This window comes from Blastococcus sp. Marseille-P5729 (genome assembly GCF_900292035.1).
GTDB lineage: Bacteria > Actinomycetota > Actinomycetes > Mycobacteriales > Antricoccaceae > Cumulibacter.
Genome location: NZ_OMPO01000001.1, coordinates 250,480 through 271,096 on the forward strand (window position 1 = coordinate 250,480; position 20,617 = coordinate 271,096).

Sequence of the window (20,617 nt, forward strand, 5' to 3'; positions counted from 1 at the left end):
CGAGGCAAGGTCAGGGGAGGCTGAGCGAGCCGTCAGCGGTGCGGTACGGGGCCAGCTCGGCGGCCGATGTCCTCGACCATGTCGCCGATCTCCTCGACCCCGCTGACTGGACCCCCGGCCAGCATCCCGTCCGCGCCGAGCAGCACCGCGCAGGGGCTGGCCGTCATGCCCAGCGCGCGCCACGCAATGGCCTCGTGGTCGTACACGGCATCCTCGAGGCCGGGCAGCGTCGGCTGTTGGAAGGTCGTGAGCATCCGCAGATCCACCTCGGGGATCCGCTCGGCCCAGGCACTCAGCCGGTTGATCGCCTGGACGGTGGAGCCGCACGTGCAGTCGACCCCGATCAGCAGCACCGGCCGGAAGGCCGCCAGCTCGCGGAGGGTGGTGGGCTCGCGGTCCGGGGCGATCAGCACGGCGTCCGGGATGCGGCTGCGGACATGGTCATCGTCCTCGACGGCGGCTGCGTCCCCCACGGAGGGCGAGCCGTCGAACGCCAGTAGGGTCACGGCAGCGGTGAGCACGACGACGGCCAGCCACCCCCACCTCCGTTCGCTCAGGAGCCACCACACGTCGGCTCCCCGGAGGGCGCCCACCAGGCCAACCGCACCCGTCACCACGAGCACGGTGTTGCGCAGCAGCGTTCGCCGGCTCACCTCGTGATCGCCGATCCTGCCGAAGCAGCTGCACCGGACCGGCTCGTCGAAGCCGAGGGCACGGGCGATGATCACCCAGTACGCGACGAGCAGCCCAGCCGCCAGCGCAGCCGGCACGACGACCGCACGAGCGGGCACGATCAGCAGCGCGGCACCAAGGCCGATCTCGGCCCACGGAAGGACGTCCGGCCACGGGCCGCGGGTCAGCAACCGCGGCAGGCGGAGCGAGCTGAACGCATCGCGAGTCGCGACCGGCTCGCGGAGCTTGGCGATGCCGCTGACCATGAGGACGGCGGCAGACAGCACCAGCGCAACGGCGGCGAGCGGGACCAGCATTGCTCGATTATCACCGGGCGGCGTCCGATGGAGTGGCCGACTCGGCGCAGATCACGTCTCGCGCCGGGCCGATCCCAGTCTGCCGCCGCATACACTCGAGAGGTTTGCCCCGACCCATCTGGAACGGAACCGAGTGCCGTGATCAATGCCGAGAAGATCGAGCTGCGGGCGGGTGCCCGCGTGCTGATCTCGGACGCGACGATGCGGGTGCAGCCCGGTGACCGGATCGGGCTGGTCGGCCGCAACGGCGCCGGCAAGACCACCTCGCTGCGGATGCTTGCCGGCGAGACTCAGCCCGCCGACGGGCGGGTCGACCGCAGGGGCACCGTCGGCTATCTCCCGCAGGATCCCAAGAGCGGCGATCTCAGCGTCACCGCACGCGATCGCGTGCTGTCGGCGCGCGGGCTCGACGAGCTGATGGCCAGCTTGGCGAGCCTGGCCGAGAAGATGGCGGAGGCCGAGGGCGCCGAGCGCGACCGGCTGATCGGTCGCTACTCCCGGCTGGAGGATCAGTTCGCCGCGAACGGCGGGTACGCGGCCGAGAGCGAGGCAGCCCAGATCTGCGCCAACCTCGGCCTGCCCGACCGGGTTCTCGCCCAGCCCCTGTCGACCCTGTCCGGGGGTCAGCGACGACGGGTCGAGCTGGCCCGGATCCTGTTCTCCGGAGCCGACACCTTGCTGCTCGACGAGCCGACCAACCACCTCGACGCAGACTCGATCGGCTGGCTGCGCGACTTCCTGAAGCGTCACGACGGCGGGCTCATCGTCATCAGCCACGACGTCGACCTGCTGGCGGCGGTCGTCAACAAGGTGTGGCTGCTCGATGCGAACCGGGGCGCGCTGGATGTCTACAACGTGGGCTGGAAGGACTACCTCAAGCAGCGCGAGGTCGACGAGAAGCGCCGCAAGCGCGAGCGGGCCAACGCCGAGAAGAAGGCCGGAGCGCTGCTGGCGCAGGCGGACAAGATGCGCGCGAAGGCGACCAAGGCAGTGGCGGCCCAGAACATGATCCGCCGGGCCGAGGCCATGCTGGCCGGCCTCGAGGAGCAGACGCAGCACGATCGGGTCGCCCGAGTGCGCTTCCCGGAGCCAGCACCCGCCGGCCGCACGCCGTTGACGGCGAAAGAGCTGTCGAAGTCCTACGGCTCGCTGGAGATCTTCACCGACGTCGACCTCGCCGTCGACCGGGGTGCCCGCGTGGTGGTGATCGGCCTGAACGGTGCGGGGAAGACCACGCTGCTGAAGATCCTGTTCGGTGTCGAGGCGCCCGACACCGGTGAGGTCGTCGCCGGCCACGGACTGCGCCTGGGCTACTTCGCTCAGGAGCACGACACGATCGACGGCGAGGCGACGGTCCTGGAGAACATCACCCGCGCGGCGCCTGAGGCGGCGTCGACCGACCTGCGTAAGATCCTCGGTGCCTTCCTGTTCTCGGGCGACTCGGTGGACCAGCCCGCTGGGACGCTCTCCGGTGGCGAGAAGACTCGCCTGGCGCTGGCCAGCCTCGTCTCCAGCGGAGCGAACGTGCTGCTGCTGGACGAGCCGACGAACAACCTCGATCCCGCCTCTCGCGAGCAGGTCCTGGATGCGCTGCGCAGCTATACCGGCGCCGTGGTGCTGGTCTCGCACGACGAGGGCGCCGTCCGCGCGCTGGACCCCGAGAAGGTGATCCTGCTGCCGGACGGCGTCGAGGACAACTGGTCCGAGGAGCTCGCCGACCTCATCTCCCTGGCCTGACTCGCCGTCTCGGGGGGGGGTGGCGTCGGACTCAGCCGAGCTCGCTCCACAGGATGCCGAGCGAGGCCATCGCCAGACCGCAGCCCGCCGAGACGGACACCCCCAGCAGTGCCGGGCCCTCCGGCGTCCCGGCCGCTCGTGGCGGAGCAGAGGCGGCGACGGTGAGCAGGGGGAGCCACACCGCGGCGGCCGGGACGACGCCGAGCGTGGCCGGCCGGGTCAGCACCGCGATGAATGCGGCGACCAGGCCGCTGAGCATGACGGGCCAGGCCGGGGTGCCCCGCAGCTTGCGCCAGGACTCGCGGTGCGTGGGGCCGCCGGTCGCGGCCACCAGCACGGCCGCGACGACGACGCTGGCGGCGAGGCCGGCCGGATCCGCGAGCGTGAGCGCGGAGGCCTCACCGAAGTGCTCCGGCCACGACCAGCCCAGTGCCGCGGCGGCCAGCAGGCTCGCGAGCAGACCGGCGGCGGCGACCACGATCATGAGCGAGCGGCGGCGCAGGAAGTAGATGGACAGCATGCCGACCCCCGCGGCCGTGCATGCGAACCCGGTGAGCGCGCCGCCGAACAGCAGGATGCCGCTGAGCAGCGCGAATCCGGTCGACCACAGCAGTCCTCGGCCCCGCTCGCTGGACATCGCGCTGACCGCGAGGACGCCGCACATCGCCACGAGCGTGCCGACCTGGACGCCGTCCGCCAGCACCGCGGCGCCGGGACTGAGGATCAGCGCGGGGGCCAGCCGGCGGGCCTGGACGCCGCCGGAAAGCGACTGGACGGCGGCGTTGAGCAGGATGACGGCGGCCCCGGCGCCCACGCCGACCAGGATGCTGGGTGCCCACGCGGCCTGTTCCGCCAGGTACGCCAGCCATCGGCTAAGGGCATTGCCCAGGAAGGTCCCGACCTCGCCTCCGTCGTACACCGGCTGGCGGATCGCCGCCAGGCACGCCCCCCAGCTCGCCGCGCCGAGAAAGCTGACGAGCTGAAAGACCGGCCACGGAAGCTCCACCAGGCGCGACGCCAGGCCCAGCACGAGCATCGCCGTCATCGCGGCCGGTAACGCGGGCGTGAGATCGGGGCGCACCGCGCCGTGCAGGCCCAGTGCCTGGATCGACAGCTCCACCGGCTGCAGCGAGGTCACGATCAGCACCGCAGTCAGCAGGAGCGCCAGCCAGACAACGAGATCGGCGCGCACCGGCCTCCGCACTCTGAGCACCTCCGCCTCGTCGTCATGCCGCACAATGGATCACCGTGACCGCGACGCGGCTCGCCACCCAGTCATGGTACGAGCAGCCGCCCCACTTCTCGGGGATCAGCGGGGCACGGACGAGGAGTGGTGATGTACCCGATGGGCGGCGGCGCATGGTCCACCATGCGCTCCTTTCGTGGCCGCGACCAGGCGGCGGCGCGCAGCAGGCTCACCCCGGGCACGCTACGCCGGATCGCCGGCTTCGCTCGCCCGTTCCGCGCCGAGCTGATCTGGTTCCTACTGCTGACGATCTTCGCGGCCGTCATCGCGGTCGTGACCCCGCTGCTGGCCGGTGACGTCGTCAACGAGATCACCGGCACGGGGGACGAGCGGCGGACGACGATCATCTGGCTCGCGGTGATCATCGCGGGCCTAGCGATCCTGGACGCCGTCCTGTCGCTGAGCAGCCGGTACTATTCCGCCCGGATCGGCGAAGGGCTGATCTACCACATGCGGTCGCTGGTGTTCGCGCACGTCCAGCGGATGTCGATCGCGTTCTTCACCCGCGCGCAGACCGGTGCGCTCGTCACCCGCCTCAACAACGACATCAATGGCGCGCAGCAGGCGTTCACGTCGACGCTCGCCGGCGTGGTGTCGAACGTGATCGGGCTGGTGCTGACCGTCGGCGTGATGCTCACGCTGTCCTGGCAGGTGACGCTGCTGTCGCTGGTGCTGCTCCCGGTGTTCATCATCCCGGCCCGCAAGGTCGGCAACCGGCTGGCCGAGATGACTCGGGAGAGCTTCGCGCTCAACGCCAGCATGAACACGACGATGACCGAACGGTTCAACGTCGCCGGCGCGCTGCTGGTGAATCTGTTCGGTCGGCCTGCTGACGAGCAGACCTACTTCCAGGCCCGGGCCGGCCGAGTCCGCGACATCGGCGTCACCACCGCGATGTACAGTCGCGCCTTCCTCGTTGCGCTGACGCTGGTGGCGGCCCTCGCGCAGGCGCTGACGTACGGCGTCGGCGGCGTGCTCGCCGTCGACGGTCACCTTGACGCCGGCGCAGTGGTCTCGCTCGCGCTGCTGCTCACCCGGCTGTACGGACCGCTCACCGCGCTGTCCAACGTGCGGGTTGACGTGATGAGCGCCCTCGTCTCGTTCGAGCGGGTCTTCGAGGTGCTCGATCTCGAGCCGGCCATCACCGACAAGACCGACGCGAAGCAGCTCCCCCCGGGCGCGGCACGGGTCGAGCTGGACGACGTCCGGTTCAGCTACCCAGCCGCGCAAGATGTCTCGCTGGCCTCCTTGGAGGACGTCGCGCTCCCCGAGAAGTCTGCGAGCCAGCCGGTGCTGCACGGCGTGAGCTTCACCGCCGAGCCGGGGCAGATGGTCGCGCTCGTCGGACCCTCTGGTGCGGGCAAGACGACGATCACCCAGCTGGTGCCGCGGATCTACGACGTCACTGCGGGTGCCGTCCGCGTCGGCGGGACCGACGTCCGGGACCTGCGGCTGCAGTCACTGCGTGACCAGATCGGTGTCGTGTCGCAGGACGCGCACCTGTTCCACGACTCCATTCGCGCGAACCTCGCATACGCGAGACCCGACGCGACCGAGCGGCAGATGGTGGACGCGCTGACCGCGGCGCAGATCTGGCCGCTGGTCTCCTCGCTTCCCGAGGGCCTGGACACCGTGGTCGGCGACCGCGGCTACCGGTTGTCCGGCGGTGAGAAGCAGCGCCTGGCGATCGCCCGGGTGCTGCTGAAGGCGCCGGCGATCGTGGTGCTCGACGAGGCCACCGCTCACCTGGACAGCGAGTCCGAGGCGGCGGTGCAGCGCGCCCTCGCGGCGGCGCTGGTCGGTCGGACGTCGATCGTGATCGCCCACCGGCTGTCGACCATCCGGCAGGCCGATCAGATCGTCGTCCTCGAGCGGGGCAGGGTCGTGCAGCGCGGCACCCACGACGAGCTGCTCGCCCAGGGTGGGCTGTACGCCGAGCTGTACCGGACCCAGTTCGCGCTGAGCTGACCGATGAGGGCTGTCGCGGACGCTGCTAGAGCAGGGCACGCAGGATGAGGACGATCGATGCCAATGCCGAGACCGCCAGCACGCCGGTTCTGATCCGCTCCGGATCGACCCGGTTGCGCACCCAGAGCGAGCCGATGAAGCCCACCGTCACGAACGGCAGCACGGCGAGCCCGATCCGGACCTGATGACCGGACAGCTCACCGGCGAAGGCCAACGCGCTGAGCGAGACGATGCTGCCGATCAGGAAGTAGACGGCCATCGTGCAGCGCAGCATCGAGGGCCGCTGGTTCTGGTAGACCAGCGCCATCGGCGGGCCGCCGATCGACGTCGCGGTACCGCCCACGCCTGACACCAGCGCCCCGATGCTGAGCGCAGCCGGACTGGGTCGCGGCTTCCATCGGATGACGCTGAGCACGACCGCGCTGATCACGAACACGCCCACCATGAGCCCGAGCACGTCGGGGGTCGCGACGACGACCAGCCAGGTGCCCAGCGCCGTCCCCGCGAAGCGCCACGGGAAGGCCCACGCCAGGCCCTTCCAGTCGATGTCGTCATGCTCGCGGATCAGCGTCAGCACCGGCAGCGCGATCGAGGTGATGATCAGCATCCCCGGGACCAGGCTCTGGTCTAGCAGCGCGATGACCGGCGAGGCGATCAGCGCCATCCCCAGACCGATCACGCCCTGCACCACGGCGCCGATGCCGACGAGCAGCCCGCAGGACACCACGAGCGCCCAGGTGCTCATGCGGGTGGTCCTTCCGGTCGGTGGGCGGCCAGGAATGACCCGGGCCCTCTCACGCAGGGTGAGAGGGCCCGAGCCGAGCCTTGGAGCAGCAGCGGCTACTTGCGCAGCAGCGAGCGCAGGACGTACTGCATGATGCCGCCGTTGCGGTAGTAGTCGGCCTCACCCGGGGTGTCGATGCGGACGATCGCCTCGAACTCGCGGGGCTCGCCGACGCCGGAGACCTTGACGGTCACGGTGCGCGGCGTCTGACCGTCGTTGAGCTTCTCCAGCCCGACGATGTCCAGGGTCTCCTCACCGGTCAGCCCCAGGGAGTCGGCGTTCTCGCCGTCCGAGAACTGGAGTGGGATGACGCCCATACCGATCAGGTTGGAGCGGTGGATCCGCTCGTACGACTCGGCGATGACGGCCTTGACGCCCAGCAGCGCGGTGCCCTTGGCAGCCCAGTCGCGCGACGAGCCCGAGCCGTACTCCTTGCCCGCCAGCACCACCAGCGGAATGCCGGCGTCCTGGTAGGCGACCGAGGCGTCATAGATCGTCGTCTGCTCGCCGTCGGCCAGCCAGTTGCGGGTGAAGCCGCCCTGGACGCCGTCCAGCAGCAGGTTGCGCAACCGGATGTTGGCGAACGTGCCGCGGATCATGACCTCGTGGTTGCCGCGGCGCGAACCGTAGCTGTTGAAGTCCAGCCGCTTCACGCCGTGCTCCTGCAGGTACTTGCCCGCTGGGGAGTCGGCCTTGATCGCGCCGGCCGGCGAGATGTGGTCGGTCGTCACCGAGTCACCGAGCTTGGCCAGCACCCGGGCGCCGGAGATGTCCTCCACCGGTGCCGGCTCGGCCGGCATGTCCTCGAAGTAGGGCGGGCGACGCACGTAGGTCGAGTCCTCGTCCCACTCGAACAGGTCACCGCTCGGGGTCTCCAACGACTTCCAGCGCTCGTCGCCGGCGAACACGTCCGCGTAACCCTTGGTGAACATCTCCGAGGAGACCGCCTCGTCGATGACCTTCTGAACCTCGGCCGGTGCCGGCCAGATGTCACGCAGGTAGACGGGGTTGCCGTCGGTGTCTTCGCCCAGGGGATCGTTCTGCAGGTCGATGTCCATGGTGCCCGCGAGCGCGTAGGCGATGACCAGCGGCGGTGAAGCCAGGTAGTTCATCTTCACATCGGGGTTGATGCGGCCCTCGAAGTTGCGGTTGCCCGACAGCACCGAGACGACCGAGAGGTCCTCCTCGTTGACCGCGGCCGAGATCTTGTCCGGCAGCGGTCCGGAGTTGCCGATGCAGGTGGTGCAGCCGTAGCCCACCAGGTAGAAGCCGGCCTTCTCGAGGTAGGGGGTCAGCCCGGCGCGGTCGTAGTAGTCCATGACGACCTGCGACCCGGGGGCGAGGGTGGTCTTGACCCACGGCTTGCGGTTCAGTCCGCGGTCGACGGCGTTCTTGGCCAGCAGCGCCGCGCCGATCATCACCGACGGGTTGGAGGTGTTGGTGCACGAGGTGATCGAGGCGATCGCGACGGCGCCGTGGTCGAGCTCGAAGGAGGTGCCGTCCTCGAGGGTGACGGGGACCTTCTTGCTCGGCCGGTGGTTCGGGTCGCCGTCCTCGACCGGCGGTGCCACCGGCTCGCGTTCGGTCGACGGGGGGTCGGAGGCCGGGAAGCTGCCGTTACCGTCGGCCTGCTTGGTCGGGTTCTCCCGGTTCTCGACGTACGCCGGCAGCGCCTCGCGGAAGGCGGTCTTGGCGTCGGAGAGCGCGATGCGGTCCTGCGGACGCTTCGGGCCGGCGATCGACGGGACGACGCTGCCGAGGTCGAGCTCGAGGTACTCGGAGAACTCCGGCTCGTTGCTCGGGTCGTGCCACAGGCCCTGCGCCTTGGCGTAGGCCTCGACCAGCGCGACGTGCTCGTCGGAGCGGCCGGTGAACGCCAGGTAGCGGGTGGTCTCCTCGTCGATCGGGAAGATCGCGGCGGTCGAGCCGAACTCCGGGCTCATGTTGCCGATGGTGGCGCGGTTGGCCAGCGGGACGGCGCCTACGCCGTCGCCGTAGAACTCGACGAACTTGCCGACGACGCCGTGCTCGCGGAGCATCTCGGTGATGGTCAGCACGAGGTCGGTGGCGGTGGCGCCGTCCGGTAGCTCCCCGGAGAGCTTGAAGCCGACGACGCGGGGGATCAGCATCGATACCGGCTGGCCCAGCATGGCCGCTTCCGCCTCGATGCCGCCGACGCCCCAGCCGAGCACGCCCAGGCCGTTGACCATCGTGGTGTGCGAGTCGGTGCCGACGACGGTGTCGGGGTAGGCCTGGCCGCCGCGGGCGAACACCACCCGTGCGAGGTGCTCGATGTTGACCTGGTGGACGATGCCGGTGCCCGGGGGAACGACCTTGAACTCGTCGAAGGCGGTCTGGCCCCAGCGCAGGAACTGATAGCGCTCCTTGTTGCGCTCGTACTCGATGTCGACATTGCGCTCGAAGGCGTCGGCGCGTCCGAACACGTCTGCGATGACCGAGTGATCGATGACCAGCTCAGCCGGGGCGAGCGGGTTGATCTTGGCCGCGTCGCCGCCGAGCTGGGTCATCGCCTCGCGCATCGTGGCGAGGTCGACGATGCAAGGAACGCCGGTGAAGTCCTGCATGATCACGCGCGAGGGGGTGAACTGGATCTCGGTTGCCGGCTCGGCCTTGGCCTCCCACTTGCCCAGCGCCTCGATCTGCGCGGCGGTGACGTTCGCACCGTCCTCGGTGCGCAGCAGGTTCTCGAGCAGAACTTTCAGGCTGAAGGGCAGCTTCGCCGAGCCATCGACCTTCGTGATGTCGAAGATCTCGTAGTCGGTACCGCCGACGCTCAAGGTCGTCCTGGCGTCGAAGCTGTTCTTGCTCGGATTCCTCACACCGTTCTCCTCACGTCTGCGCCTGATGGGCGCGCATGCATCCACCGATATCCTTCCAGTGTCCCAGCAGAACATGAACTCCGGGTTGAGGGGGCTCGGGCGGAGTGGGCTCAGCAGCGTAAGCGCGCTGCGCACGAGCCGTCTGGACCCGGCGGTAGGCTTCGGTGTACGAGACCCGGGAGGAATCATGCGAGTCCCTCTGACCTTGCAGCACTTCATCGATCGTGCCGAGACGGTCTTCCACGACCGGCCGGCGATCATCGACGAGCCGGACCAGCCCGCCGACCCGCTCGACATCACCTACGGGGAGATGGCCAGGCGCGCCCGAGCGATCAAGGCCGGTCTCGACGAGCTGGGCATCGCGCCGGGCGAGCGGGTGGGCATCGTCAGCCACAACGCCGGCCGGATGTTCGAGCTGTTCTACTCGGTACCCACCTCAGGGCGGATCTACGTGCCGATCAACTTCCGGCTGCGCCCCGACGAGGTCCAGTTCATCGTCGAGCACTCGGGCTGCAAGGTGCTGCTGATGGACGAGGAGCTCGCGCCGTCCCTGCGCAGCGTCTACGCCAAGCACAAGATCGTGATCGGCAAGGAGTCTGACGAGGCTCTGCTGCGCTTCGACAAGGAGCACCGCCCGTGGGAGGCGGACGAGGACGCCCCTGCAGTCATCAACTACACCTCCGGCACGACCAGCAACCCGAAGGGCGTCGTGCAGACCCACCGGTCGCTGTGGGTGAACGCGACCACGTTCGCGATGCACATGGGCGTCACCGATCGCGACGTCTACCTGCACACCCTCCCGCTGTTCCACTGCAACGGATGGGGCATGGGGTTCTCCACCACCGCGTTCGGCGTCCCGCAGGTGATGATCCGCAAGATCGACGGCAAGGAGATCCTCAACCGGGTCCAGCAGCACGGGCTGACCCTCGCCTGCGGTGCGCCCGCCGTATGGAACATGGTGCTCGACGCCGCCGCCGAGTGGGACGGCGAGGTTCCCGGCAAGGATCAGATGCGGCTCGTGGTGGCTGGCGCCGCGCCGCCGACCCGCACCATCCAGCGGATCATGGACGACCTCGGCTGGGAGTTCAACCAGATCTACGGCCTGACCGAGACTTCGCCGCTGCTGACCATCAACCGGGTGCGCAAGGAGGATCTTGAGAAGTCCTCCGAGGAGAAGGCGCAGCTGCTGTCGAAGGCCGGCGCCCCGGCGCTCGGCGTCGAGATGCGGGTCAACGAGTCAGGCGAGGTGCTGGCGCGCTCCAACGTCGTACTCGATCGGTACTGGAATAATCCGGACGCGACCGACGAGGCGCTCGAGGGTGGCTGGTTCCACACCGGCGATGGTGGCTCGATCGACGACCACGGCTACGTCACGATCTCAGACCGTAAGAAGGACGTCATCATCACCGGCGGGGAGAACGTCTCCTCGATCGAGGTCGAGGACACGATCTTTACCCACCCGGCCGTCGAGGAGGGCGCGGGCATCGGCGTCCCGGACGAGAAGTGGGGCGAGACGATCAAGGCGCTCGTCGTCATCAAGCCTGGCGCGGAGTGCACCGCCGAGGACATCATCGCGGTCTGCAAGCAACGGCTCGCCGGGTACAAGGCGCCCACCAGCGTGGAGTTCCGCGACGAGATCCCGCGTACGGCGACCGGCAAGATCCAGAAGTTCAAGCTTCGCCAGCCCTACTGGGAGAATCGCGAGCGCCAGGTCAACTAGCCCCCGGAACCTCCCTCCCGCGCGGTACGTCGATCTGAGGCGTCCGCCGCCAGGTCATGCGCACGGGCGATAATGACAACCGGACGCCGACCGCCGATATCCCGCCGTGCGACCTGCCGGCCAGCCCCGAGGAGGATGGGTGACCAACCCGAGCCCGCAGCCCGAGCCCACGACCAACGCCCTCGAGCGCGCGCTGCTTGAGGTGAAGAAGGTGATCGTCGGGCAGGACCGGCTCATCGAGCGGATGCTCGTCGCCCTCCTGGCCAAGGGGCATTTGCTCCTGGAAGGTGTGCCCGGTGTCGCGAAGACGTTGGCGGTGGAGTCGCTTGCACGGTCCGTCGGAGGAACCTTCGCGCGGCTGCAGTTCACCCCCGACCTGGTGCCGGCTGACATCGTCGGCACCCGCATCTACCGCCCCGGCACGGAGGAGTTCCAGACGGAGCTAGGCCCGATCTTCGCCAACTTCGTGCTCACCGACGAGATCAACCGCGCACCGGCCAAGGTGCAGTCGGCGCTGCTGGAGGTGATGGCCGAGAAGCAGGTCTCGATCGGCGGCGTCACCCACGAGGTTCCGCAGCCGTTCCTGGTCATGGCGACTCAGAACCCGATCGAGTCCGAGGGTGTCTACCCGTTGCCCGAGGCGCAGCGCGACCGCTTCCTGATGAAGGTGAACGTGGACTACCCGACCGTCGAGGAAGAGCGCGAGATCATCTACCGGATGGGCAGCGAGCCGCCGGTCGCCGAGTCCGTCCTGAGCATCGAGGAGCTCGCCGCGCTGCAGAAGCAGGCCAGCAAGGTGTTCGTGCACCACGCCCTGGTCGACTACGTCGTCCGCATCGTGTTCGCCACGCGGTCTCCGAAGGATCTCGGCCTCGAGGACGTCGCGAGCTGGATCACCTACGGCGCCAGCCCGCGCGCCAGCCTGGGCATCATCGCGGCCGGCCGCGGACTGGCGCTCGTGCGCGGCCGCGACTACCTGCTCCCGCAGGACGTCCTGGACATCGCAGGCGACGTCCTGCGGCACCGCCTCGTGCTGTCCTACGACGCCCTGGCGGACGCCGTCCCGGCGGACCACGTGGTCAAGCGGATCCTGTCGACGGTGCCGGTGCCGCAGGTGAGTGCCCGTCCCAGCCGCGGGCAGGGTCCCCGCCCGGCCGGCATGCCGCAGATGAACGGCCAACCTGCGCAGCCTGGCCCCGCCGGGCGGCCTGGAGTGCCGTCCGGTCAGCAGTCTGCACCGGCCCCGCTTCAGCCCCCGGCATGAGCCGTCGAGACCAGGCACCACCGAGCCTGAAGGACGACAAGGCCGAGGTCGTGCTTCGCAAGCTTGAGCTGACCGTCAAGCGCAGGCTCGACGGCCTGCTGTTCGGCAACCACCTCGGTCTCGTGCCCGGCCCGGGCAGCGAGCCGGGGGAGTCGCGGCTCTACCACCCGGGGGACGACGTCCGCCGCATGGACTGGTTCGTCACCGCCCGCACCACCACCCCGCACGTCCGCGAGACGGTCGCCGACCGCGAGCTGGAGACCTGGCTGGTCATCGACCTGTCGCCGTCCTTGGACTTCGGCACCGCGCTCTGCGAGAAACGGGACCTGGCGGTGGCGGCTGCCGCCGCGTTCGTCTACCTGACGCAGCACGGCGGCAACCGGATCGGTGCGATCATCACCACCGGAGCGCAGACCGTCCGGATCCCCGCGCTGCCGGGGAAGGCGCATGGCGACTGGATCATTCGCCGGATCATCGCCACCCCGCGGGCGGGGGAGGGCACCCGGGGTGACCTTGGGATCGCCCTGGAGGAGCTGCGTCGGCCCGAGCGCAAGCGTGGTCTCATCGTCGCAATCAGTGACTTCCTCGGCGAGCCAACCTGGGTTCGTCCGATGACGGGTCTGCAGGCCCGCCACGACATCATCGGGGTGGAGGTCCTCGATCCGCGGGAGCTGGAGCTGCCCGACGTCGGGCTGGTGATGCTCACCGATCCGGAGACCGGCCGGCAGATCGAGGTGCAGACCGCCAGCAGGCAGACCCGGCAGCAGTACGCGCAGGAGGCCGCCGCGCAGCGAGAGAGCATCGCCGCGGGATTGCGGCGCTCCGGTGCCGCTCATCTGCGACTGCGCACCGACCGCGACTGGCTGCACGACATCATGCGGTTTGTCGCCCAGCGGCGACGAGGGACCGTCGGAGGAGGAGTGCGATGAAGTTCATGGAGCCCACCTGGCTGCTGGTGCTGATCGGCGTCCTCGCGCTGATCGCGCTCTACCTGGTGCTGCAGCTGCGCCGCAAGCGTTACGCCGCCAAGTTCACGAACGTCTCGCTGCTCGAGAAGGTCGCGCCGCGCCGTCCCGGCTGGCGCCGCCACCTCGCTTTCGCGCTGATGGCTGCCGCCCTCGTCATGTTCACGACCGCGATGGCCAAGCCTGCCACTGAGGTCCAGGTGCCCCGCAATGAGGCAACCGTGTGCATGGCGCTCGACGTCTCGCTGTCGATGGAGGCCACTGACATCAAGCCCGACCGGTTCACCGCGATGAAGGACTCGGCGACCGACTTCGTCGACAAGCTGCCCCAGGGCATCAACGTCGGCGTGGTCGCCTTCGCCGGCGCCGCGTCGATCGTGCAGGCGCCGACCATCGACCGGAACGCAGTGAAGGTGGCGATCGAGGGGCTCGAGCTCGACCAGGCGACCGCGACCGGGGAGGCGATCTTCGCCTGCCTCCAGGCGATCAAGACCTTCCAGGAGGGCATCGCGGACGACGAGGGCAAGGTCCCGGCGGCGCGCATCATCCTGCTCTCGGACGGCTACCGTACCGTTGGCCGCGACGTGGACAGTGCGGTCGAGTCCGCCAAGGACGCGAAGATCCCGGTTTCGACGATCGCCTTCGGCAGCAGTGGTGGGACCATCGAGAACGAGGGGGAGTCCATCCCCGTCCCGGTCGACGTCGAGACGATGCAGCTGATCGCCAAGGAGACCGGTGGTACCTACTTCAACGCCGAATCGGCCACCGAGATCGAGAAGGTCTGGGAGGACATCGGCGAGCAGATCGGCTACACGACGGAGTTCCGGGAGGTGCCGACCCGATTCGTCGGCTACGGGCTCATCCTCGCCTTCGCGAGTGCAGTGGTGAGCCTGCTGTGGAGCAACCGGCTCCTGTAGGCCGACTGAGCGCGACATGCGTGGGCCGGTGGATGGACTACCGCCCGGTAGCGAATAGGTTGGGGCACAGCCCTAGACCCCGAGACTACCGAGGTGTTCCGCTGTGTCCGCTGAATTCGTCGCCCGCTCCGTTCTGGTCACCGGAGGCAACCGCGGCATCGGTCTGGCCATCGCCCAGGCGTACGCCGCCGCCGGTCACAAGGTGGCCGTGACCCACCGAGGATCCGGAGCCCCGGACGGGCTGCTCGGCGTGCAGTGCGATGTCACCGACGACGCCTCCATCGACGCCGCCTTCAAGGAGGTCGAGCAGGCGCACGGCCCGGTCGAGATCCTGGTCAGCAACGCCGGCATCACCGACGACACGCTGCTGCTGCGGATGAAAGAGGACCAGTTCACCGGCGTCCTCGACGCGAACCTCACTGGCGCCTACCGGGTCGCCAAGCGCGCCAGCTCGAAGATGCTGCGCGCGCGCTTCGGGAGACTGATCTTCATCGGGTCGGTCGTCGGGCTCATGGGCAGCCCGGGGCAGGCGAACTACGCGGCCAGCAAGGCCGGGCTGGTCGGGCTCGCCCGGTCGATCGCCCGAGAACTCGGCTCGCGCGGCATCACCGCGAACGTCGTCGCGCCCGGCTTCGTGAGCACCGACATGACCGCCGAGCTGAGCGAGGACCGGCAGAAGGAGATCCTCGGCCAGGTGCCGCTGGGCCGGTACGCCGACGTGAAGGAGATCGCCGACGTCGCCGTCTTTCTCGGCAGCGACGCCGCCGGATACATCACCGGTGCAGTGATACCGGTCGACGGTGGGCTCGGGATGGGCCACTAGGCTCGATAGCCGGCGAACGACGCCCTCGGACGCTTAGGAGAGAACATGCCCGGAATCCTCGAAGGCAAGCGCCTGCTCATCACCGGCGTCCTGACGGAGGCGTCGATCGCCTTCGCGGCCGCCCGGATCGCGCAGGAGGAAGGCGCTGAGATCGTTCTGTCGAACTTCGGTCGCGGACTGTCGCTGACCCGGCGGATCGCCAAGCGGCTGCCGCAGGAGCCGCCGGTCGTCGAGCTCGACGTCACGGACGACGAGCAGCTCGCCACCCTGGCCAGACGGGTCGGCGAGCACGTCGACCAGCTGGACGGCGTCCTGCACGCGATCGGGTTTGCACCGCAAGAGGCGCTGGGCGACGACTTCGCGCAGACGTCGTGGGAGCACGTGCAGACCGCCTTTCACGTCTCGACGTGGTCGTTCGCAGCACTCACCCACGCCTGTCTGCCGCTGTTCGGGGAGAGGGCCAGCGTCGTTGGGCTCGACTTCGACAACTCCACGACGGCCTGGCCGGTATACGGCTGGATGGGCGTGGCCAAGGCCGGCTTGGAGAGCACGTCGCGCTACCTGGCACGTGAGCTCGGATCCCGTGGGGTGCGGGTGAACCTGGTGGCCGCAGGACCGCTGCGCAGCATGGCGATGAAGTCGATCCCGGGCTCGGTCGCCTTCGAGGATGCCTGGGAGAAGCGCGCTCCGCTGGGATGGAGCGTCACCGACACCGAGCCCTCGGGACGCGCCTGCGTGGCGCTGTTGTCGGACTGGTTCCCGGCGACGACAGGCGAGCTGATCCACGTGGACGGCGGCTATCACGCCGTGGGTGCCTGATGAGCGCTGAGCGAGAGATCGACGCGGTTGTCGTCGCCTCCTTCGGGGGGCCTGAGGGACCCGACGAGGTGGTGCCCTTCCTGCGCCGAGTCACGGCGGGCAGGGACATCCCCGATGAACGGTTGAAGGTGGTGGGGGAGCACTACTTCCACTTCGGCGGCGTCTCGCCGATCAACGAGATCAACCGTGGCATCCGCGCCCGGTTGCAAGCCGAGCTCGATGCGCGTGGTCTGGGTCTGCCGGTGTACTGGGGCAACCGCAACGCGGCGCCGTTCCTTGGCGACACCGCCCAGGAGATGGCTGAGGCCGGCGTACGCCGCGGCCTGGTGCTCGCGACCAGCGCCTATGGCGGTGCGTCGGCGTGCCGCCAGTACCACGCTGATATCGCCACCGCCGTCGCGGCTGCCGGTGGCCGGATCCAGCTCGAGAAACTGCCGCAGACCTACCACACCGAGGCCTTCGCGCAGATGAACGCCGACGCCGTACGTCGCGCGCTCGAGGAGCTGGGCCGGGACGGCTTCGACGAGCGCACCCGGTTGGTATTGACCGCCCACTCGGTCCCCACGAAGGCCAATGCGGACAGCGGTCCGCGCGGCGGTCTCTATCGGGAGCAGGTCGAGACCGTGGCTGCCGAGGTCGCCCGACGCGTCGGCGCGGACCGGTACGACGTCGCCTGGCAGAGCCGGTCGGGCGCGCCGCATGTTCCGTGGTTGGAGCCTGACATCTGCGACCATCTCGCCACCCTGCCGGACCAAGGGGTGGATGCGGTGGTCGTGTCGCCGATCGGTTTCGTGAGTGACCACATGGAGGTCATCTGGGACCTCGATACCGAGGCAAAGCGGGTTGCCGACGGACTGGGGCTGGCGATGGCCAGGGCCAAATCGGCGAGTGACGACCCGCGGTTCATCACGCTGTATGCCGACCTGATCCAGGCCAGGGTCAGCGGAAGCGGCCCGCAACCGCCGGTCTTCTGCGAGCCGCTGCAGGGCGCCACCGGCATCGGCGTCGACGGCGCCCCCTGCGCCCCCGGGTGCTGCGAAGCGTAGTGACCTCTCCTGCGACGCTCATCGACGAACGTGTGAATCGACCGGCGGTCATCGACGAGCGGTGGCAGTGTCAGGTGGCGTAGGGGAGGCTGTTGTAGGCGGCGGTCAGGGCGCGCGCGACGTGTCGGCGCAACGGCGCGAGCGCGGCGTCCCGGGCGCGTGCCTCGTAGCTGTTCACCGAACCTCCACCGGGGTCGATCGCCGCAGTAGCCAACAGCGTCTCGATCTGATGCGCCCGCACGAGGAGGTGCGTTGCGCGGGGCGGACACTCGGCCGGCAGCTCATGAGCGGCCACCTCGTCGAGCGCCTTGCGCGACACCCGTCCGAGCCGCGGGTTCCACGACGCGACATCGAGGTCTGTCAATATCGATGTCGAACGGTGAAGGGCTTCGGTGAGCTCCATCGCCGCCTCACCTACGGAGACATACTGGGCGGTGGCCCGGCTCGGATAGACGGTCAGCTCGATCTGCGCGTCATCCTCGCCGGTCGGCACGATCACCAGACCGATATCGGGGACGATGGCTGCGTTGCCCGCGTCGTACGCCGGCGCCAACGCGGGTCCCGGGCCGATGCCGCCCGCGTCGCCGGCGATCGGAAAGCACGCGTGGAGCCGATCGACCTCGAGGCGTCGCAATCCGAGAAGCAGCTCGCCGAGGGTGGCGACCTGGCCGGCCGGGACCAGCTCGACGGTCTGCCCCGGCTCCTCCCAGGGCGCCCGGTCGGCCGGTGCACCGGCCTGCAGCACGACCGATCGCTTGTGCCCGAGGACCCGGTCCAGGACGTCGTCGAGCGAGACCTGTTCCTGCAAATATGCGCTCGCCCAGGCAGCGAGCAACCCAGCTGTCGACCCTGACACGACGGCGAGCCTAGCCCAGCGCAGTCAAGACAGCCCGTAGCCTCGCTCCGTGCGTTCCCATAGCTACTCCCGCGACATCACCGTCAAACGGGCTATCAAGGCCCCGCTCTCGGTGCCGGTCGAGATCGACCTGGTGCTCGAAGACCGCGTCAGCGAGTTCTGCGGGGCCGTCGTCGAGTTCGGCAAGGAGACCGTGACGCTCGAGGACCGTAACGGCAAGCGCCGGCTGTTTCCCCTCAAGCACAACGGGTTCCTCCTCGAAGGGGAGTCCGTCATGCTGCGCCGCCCGCAGCATCCGAGCGCTCCCGCGCCGGCGCGGACGGCGTCCGGCTCTCGCTCGTCCGAGCAGGAGCGGGCCAAGGTGGCGCAGGCTGGGCGCATCTACGTCGAGGGAGTCCACGACGCGGCGCTCATCGAGAAGATCTGGGGTGCGGACCTACGGGCAGAAGGCATCGTCGTCGAGCCGCTGCACGGTGTCGACGACCTGGCCGAGGTGATCGCCGAGTTCCGTCCGACTCCGCACCGCAGGCTCGGGGTCCTGGTCGATCATCTCGTGCCTGGCAGCAAGGAGTCACGGATCGTCGCAGGGGTCAATGACCCCAACGTGATGATCCTGGGCCACCCGTACGTCGACATCTGGCAGACGGTCAAACCGCGCGTGGTCGGCATCAAGAAGTGGCCAGTGATCCCCAAGGGCACGCCGTGGAAGCAAGGCGTATGCCGGGCACTGGGGGTCCCCGAGGAGTATCTGCTGTGGAAGCGGATCCTAGGGAACGTGGCGAGCTACAAGGACGTCGAGACGCCGCTGATCTCCTCCGTCGAACAGCTCATCGACTTCATCTTCGAGACCGGAGACGCGCACCTCCAGCGGTAACCGGGCGGCGGCGTCCGTGCGAGAACGAGCTCGACGAGGCAGGATGAAGGTATGGCGAGCTGGGCAATCTGGTTGATCATCGCCGGCCTCAGCGCCGGCCTCGAGGTGCTCAGCGGCGACTTCTTCCTCCTGATGCTCGGCGGTGGCGCAGCGGCTGCAGCCATCGCCGCCGCACTCGGGGCGGCGCTGTGGCTGCAGCTGGTCGTGTTCGGCGTCGTAGCGATCCTGCTCGTGCTCGGCGTCCGACCGTGGGCCAAGCGGATGCTGACCCGCGGACAGGTCGAGATCGCAGACGGCATCGACGGGGTGATCGGAACCGGGGGTATCGTCACCCAGACCGTCGACAACCACGGCGGCCGGATCAGAGTCGGCTCCGAGGAGTGGTCGGCAATCGCCCAGCTGCCTTACGACATCTACGAGGTCGGCGCCAACGTAATCATCGTCGAGGTGCGCGGCGCACACGCGGTCGTAGCCGCCGACGCAACAGACATCTAGGAGAGAAGCAGATGGAAGCCGGAGTCATCGTCTTGATCGTGATCGCGGCGCTGATAGCGCTCACGATCGCGCGGGCCATCAAGATCATTCCCCAAGCGCGTGCCGCGGTGATCGAGCGACTCGGGCGGTATCACCGCACACTCACTCCAGGCCTGCACTTCCTGGTGCCGTTCATCGACCGAGCCCGCTCGACCATCGACCTGCGAGAGCAGGTCGTCCCCTTCCCGCCGCAGCCGGTGATCACCAAGGACAACCTGATGGTAGGCATCGACACCGTCATCTACTACCAGATCACCGATCCCCGCACGGCCACCTACGGCATCGCTGATCTCGGCGGCGCTCTCGAACAGCTGACCGTCACGACCCTCCGGAACCTCGTCGGCACGATGAGCCTCGAGGAAGCCCTCGTCTCGCGCGACTCGATCAACACCCAGCTGCGCTCCGTGCTCGACGGTACGACCGGCAACTGGGGTGTGCGGGTCGCCCGGGTCGAGATCAAGGCGATCGACCCGCCGGCGTCCATTCAGGACTCGATGGAGAAGCAGATGCGCGCCGACCGCGACAAGCGCGCGATGATTCTGAACGCCGAGGCCAACCGCGAGTCGCAGATCCGCACCGCCGAGGGTCAGAAGCAGGCGGCGATCCTGTCGGCGGAAGGGCAGAAGCAGGCGGCGATCCTGTCCGCCGAGGCCGAGCGGCAGTCGCGGATCCTGCGCGCCGAGGGTGAGCGCGCGGCTCGTTTTCTGCAGGCGCAGGGCCAGGCGAAGGCGATCGAGACCGTCTTCCAAGCCATCCACGACGGAAATCCCGATCCCCGACTGCTTGCCTACCAGTATCTCCAGACCCTGCCGCAGATCGCGCAGGGCGACTCGAACAAGGTCTGGATCGTGCCCAGCGAGTTCTCCAACGCACTCAAGGGCCTGGGCAAGATGACCGGAATGGACGACGCGGAGCTGTCGTCCTTCGCCAACCTGCCGAACAGCGAGGGAGTGCGTACCGAGTCCAGGATCGACACCGGTGACTGGTTCGAGTCACAGCTCAAGGAGCAGGTGGCCAGCGCAACCGAGGCCGCCGACATCAAGCTCGAGCCCGTGGACAAGGTGGCGCCCGTCGTTCCCAAGGTCGACCTCTCCGACAACCCAGCGTTCCGGGACGTGACCGAGCAGCGCGACGAGATCACCCCGCCAGCGACTCAAGGGGAGTACGGTGGGCAACCGCCGTCCGCTCCGCCACGGGGTGAGCACGGCGGTCGATAGCCCCCTTTAAAGGAGAAC

17 protein-coding genes are annotated in these 20,617 nt (G+C 68.9%); 12 read left to right on the forward strand and 5 right to left on the reverse strand.

Translation table 11 applies throughout. The features are described 5' to 3' along the window. Window positions 1-32: 32 nt before the first annotated feature. The gene (locus tag DAA40_RS01220; protein WP_106847928.1) at window positions 33-989 is read right to left on the reverse strand and encodes a MauE/DoxX family redox-associated membrane protein; all 957 of its coding nucleotides are present in this window, start codon (window positions 987-989) and stop codon (window positions 33-35) included. Between the two features lie 138 nt (window positions 990-1,127). Between DAA40_RS01220 and DAA40_RS01225 the strand changes: the two genes are divergently transcribed. After that, window positions 1,128-2,726 carry an ABC-F family ATP-binding cassette domain-containing protein gene (locus DAA40_RS01225; protein ID WP_106847929.1) on the forward strand — a complete coding sequence of 533 codons (1,599 nt, stop codon included), beginning with the start codon at window positions 1,128-1,130 and terminating at the stop codon, window positions 2,724-2,726. Window positions 2,727-2,757: 31 nt separating this feature from the next. On the opposite strand, the gene DAA40_RS01230 is transcribed toward DAA40_RS01225, so the two are convergent. Beyond that, on the reverse strand, window positions 2,758-3,930 hold the full coding sequence (locus DAA40_RS01230) for a hypothetical protein (protein WP_158716154.1): 1,173 nt from the start codon (window positions 3,928-3,930) through the stop codon (window positions 2,758-2,760). 132 nt (window positions 3,931-4,062) lie between these two features. On the opposite strand from DAA40_RS01230, the gene DAA40_RS01235 reads away from it, so the two are divergent. Beyond that, the gene (locus tag DAA40_RS01235) at window positions 4,063-5,940 is read left to right on the forward strand and encodes an ABC transporter ATP-binding protein (protein ID WP_234356288.1); all 1,878 of its coding nucleotides are present in this window, start codon (window positions 4,063-4,065) and stop codon (window positions 5,938-5,940) included. A 25-nt stretch (window positions 5,941-5,965) separates the two neighbouring features. Here the strand turns inward: DAA40_RS01235 and DAA40_RS01240 are convergent, their stop codons facing one another. Both DAA40_RS01240 and acnA read right to left on the reverse strand, forming a co-directional pair. Then, entirely contained in the window at window positions 5,966-6,685 is a 720-nt protein-coding gene (locus tag DAA40_RS01240; protein ID WP_106847931.1) for a sulfite exporter TauE/SafE family protein, read from the reverse strand. A 95-nt stretch (window positions 6,686-6,780) separates the two neighbouring features. Further along, window positions 6,781-9,564, reverse strand: coding sequence for an aconitate hydratase AcnA (acnA, locus tag DAA40_RS01245; RefSeq protein ID WP_106847932.1), 2,784 nt, complete (start codon window positions 9,562-9,564; stop codon window positions 6,781-6,783). A gap of 187 nt (window positions 9,565-9,751) precedes the next feature. On the opposite strand from acnA, the gene DAA40_RS01250 reads away from it, so the two are divergent. The 7 genes from DAA40_RS01250 to DAA40_RS01280 all read left to right on the forward strand — a co-directional run bounded on the left by DAA40_RS01250 (window position 9,752) and on the right by DAA40_RS01280 (window position 17,118). Next, window positions 9,752-11,284, forward strand: coding sequence for an AMP-binding protein (locus DAA40_RS01250; protein WP_106847933.1), 1,533 nt, complete (start codon window positions 9,752-9,754; stop codon window positions 11,282-11,284). A gap of 193 nt (window positions 11,285-11,477) precedes the next feature. Next, window positions 11,478-12,548, forward strand: coding sequence for an AAA family ATPase (locus DAA40_RS01255; protein ID WP_370430637.1), 1,071 nt, complete (start codon window positions 11,478-11,480; stop codon window positions 12,546-12,548). After that, the gene (locus tag DAA40_RS01260) at window positions 12,545-13,477 is read left to right on the forward strand and encodes a DUF58 domain-containing protein (RefSeq protein WP_106847935.1); all 933 of its coding nucleotides are present in this window, start codon (window positions 12,545-12,547) and stop codon (window positions 13,475-13,477) included. The genes DAA40_RS01255 and DAA40_RS01260 overlap by 4 nt, the downstream gene beginning before the upstream one ends. Continuing rightward, window positions 13,474-14,430: a VWA domain-containing protein gene (locus DAA40_RS01265; protein ID WP_106847936.1), complete on the forward strand. Its 957-nt coding sequence runs from the start codon at window positions 13,474-13,476 to the stop codon at window positions 14,428-14,430. Before DAA40_RS01260 ends, DAA40_RS01265 begins: the two co-directional genes overlap by 4 nt. 103 nt (window positions 14,431-14,533) lie before the next feature. Next, window positions 14,534-15,253, forward strand: a complete 720-nt coding sequence (gene fabG / locus DAA40_RS01270; RefSeq protein WP_106847937.1) for a 3-oxoacyl-ACP reductase FabG — start codon at window positions 14,534-14,536, stop codon at window positions 15,251-15,253. A gap of 45 nt (window positions 15,254-15,298) precedes the next feature. Next, complete coding sequence (gene fabI, locus DAA40_RS01275; protein WP_106847938.1) at window positions 15,299-16,072, forward strand: enoyl-ACP reductase FabI; 774 nt, start codon at window positions 15,299-15,301, stop codon at window positions 16,070-16,072. Next, complete coding sequence (locus DAA40_RS01280; RefSeq protein ID WP_106847939.1) at window positions 16,072-17,118, forward strand: ferrochelatase; 1,047 nt, start codon at window positions 16,072-16,074, stop codon at window positions 17,116-17,118. Before fabI ends, DAA40_RS01280 begins: the two co-directional genes overlap by 1 nt. Window positions 17,119-17,188: 70 nt before the next feature. Here DAA40_RS01280 and DAA40_RS01285 read toward each other — a convergent pair whose 3' ends face one another. Further along, window positions 17,189-17,974 (reverse strand): hypothetical protein, encoded by a 786-nt coding sequence (locus tag DAA40_RS01285; RefSeq protein ID WP_158716155.1) that lies wholly within the window; start codon window positions 17,972-17,974, stop codon window positions 17,189-17,191. A 49-nt stretch (window positions 17,975-18,023) separates the two neighbouring features. Here DAA40_RS01285 and DAA40_RS01290 point away from each other — a divergent pair, with 49 nt between their 5' ends. The 3 genes from DAA40_RS01290 to DAA40_RS01300 are packed head-to-tail and all read left to right on the forward strand — an operon-like array spanning window position 18,024 to window position 20,599. Beyond that, on the forward strand, window positions 18,024-18,848 hold the full coding sequence (locus DAA40_RS01290; protein WP_106847941.1) for a DUF3097 domain-containing protein: 825 nt from the start codon (window positions 18,024-18,026) through the stop codon (window positions 18,846-18,848). A 51-nt stretch (window positions 18,849-18,899) separates the two neighbouring features. Continuing rightward, window positions 18,900-19,343, forward strand: coding sequence for an NfeD family protein (locus tag DAA40_RS01295; protein ID WP_106847942.1), 444 nt, complete (start codon window positions 18,900-18,902; stop codon window positions 19,341-19,343). An 11-nt stretch (window positions 19,344-19,354) separates the two neighbouring features. Continuing rightward, on the forward strand, window positions 19,355-20,599 hold the full coding sequence (locus tag DAA40_RS01300) for an SPFH domain-containing protein (protein WP_106847943.1): 1,245 nt from the start codon (window positions 19,355-19,357) through the stop codon (window positions 20,597-20,599). The last annotated feature ends 18 nt before the right edge of the window (window positions 20,600-20,617 follow it).

What these genes read in the sequence shown, in the direction of transcription:
- DAA40_RS01220 (WP_106847928.1), bottom strand. Translation starts at nt 989, where the DNA reads ATGCTGGTCCCGCTCGCCGCCGTTGCGCTGGTGCTGTCTGCCGCCGTC.
- DAA40_RS01235 (WP_234356288.1), top strand. Translation starts at nt 4,063, where the DNA reads ATGTACCCGATGGGCGGCGGCGCATGGTCCACCATGCGCTCCTTTCGT.
- DAA40_RS01240 (WP_106847931.1), bottom strand. Translation starts at nt 6,685, where the DNA reads ATGAGCACCTGGGCGCTCGTGGTGTCCTGCGGGCTGCTCGTCGGCATC.
- DAA40_RS01250 (WP_106847933.1), top strand. Translation starts at nt 9,752, where the DNA reads ATGCGAGTCCCTCTGACCTTGCAGCACTTCATCGATCGTGCCGAGACG.
- DAA40_RS01260 (WP_106847935.1), top strand. Translation starts at nt 12,545, where the DNA reads ATGAGCCGTCGAGACCAGGCACCACCGAGCCTGAAGGACGACAAGGCC.
- DAA40_RS01265 (WP_106847936.1), top strand. Translation starts at nt 13,474, where the DNA reads ATGAAGTTCATGGAGCCCACCTGGCTGCTGGTGCTGATCGGCGTCCTC.
- fabI (WP_106847938.1), top strand. Translation starts at nt 15,299, where the DNA reads ATGCCCGGAATCCTCGAAGGCAAGCGCCTGCTCATCACCGGCGTCCTG.
- DAA40_RS01280 (WP_106847939.1), top strand. Translation starts at nt 16,072, where the DNA reads ATGAGCGCTGAGCGAGAGATCGACGCGGTTGTCGTCGCCTCCTTCGGG.
- DAA40_RS01295 (WP_106847942.1), top strand. Translation starts at nt 18,900, where the DNA reads ATGGCGAGCTGGGCAATCTGGTTGATCATCGCCGGCCTCAGCGCCGGC.
- DAA40_RS01300 (WP_106847943.1), top strand. Translation starts at nt 19,355, where the DNA reads ATGGAAGCCGGAGTCATCGTCTTGATCGTGATCGCGGCGCTGATAGCG.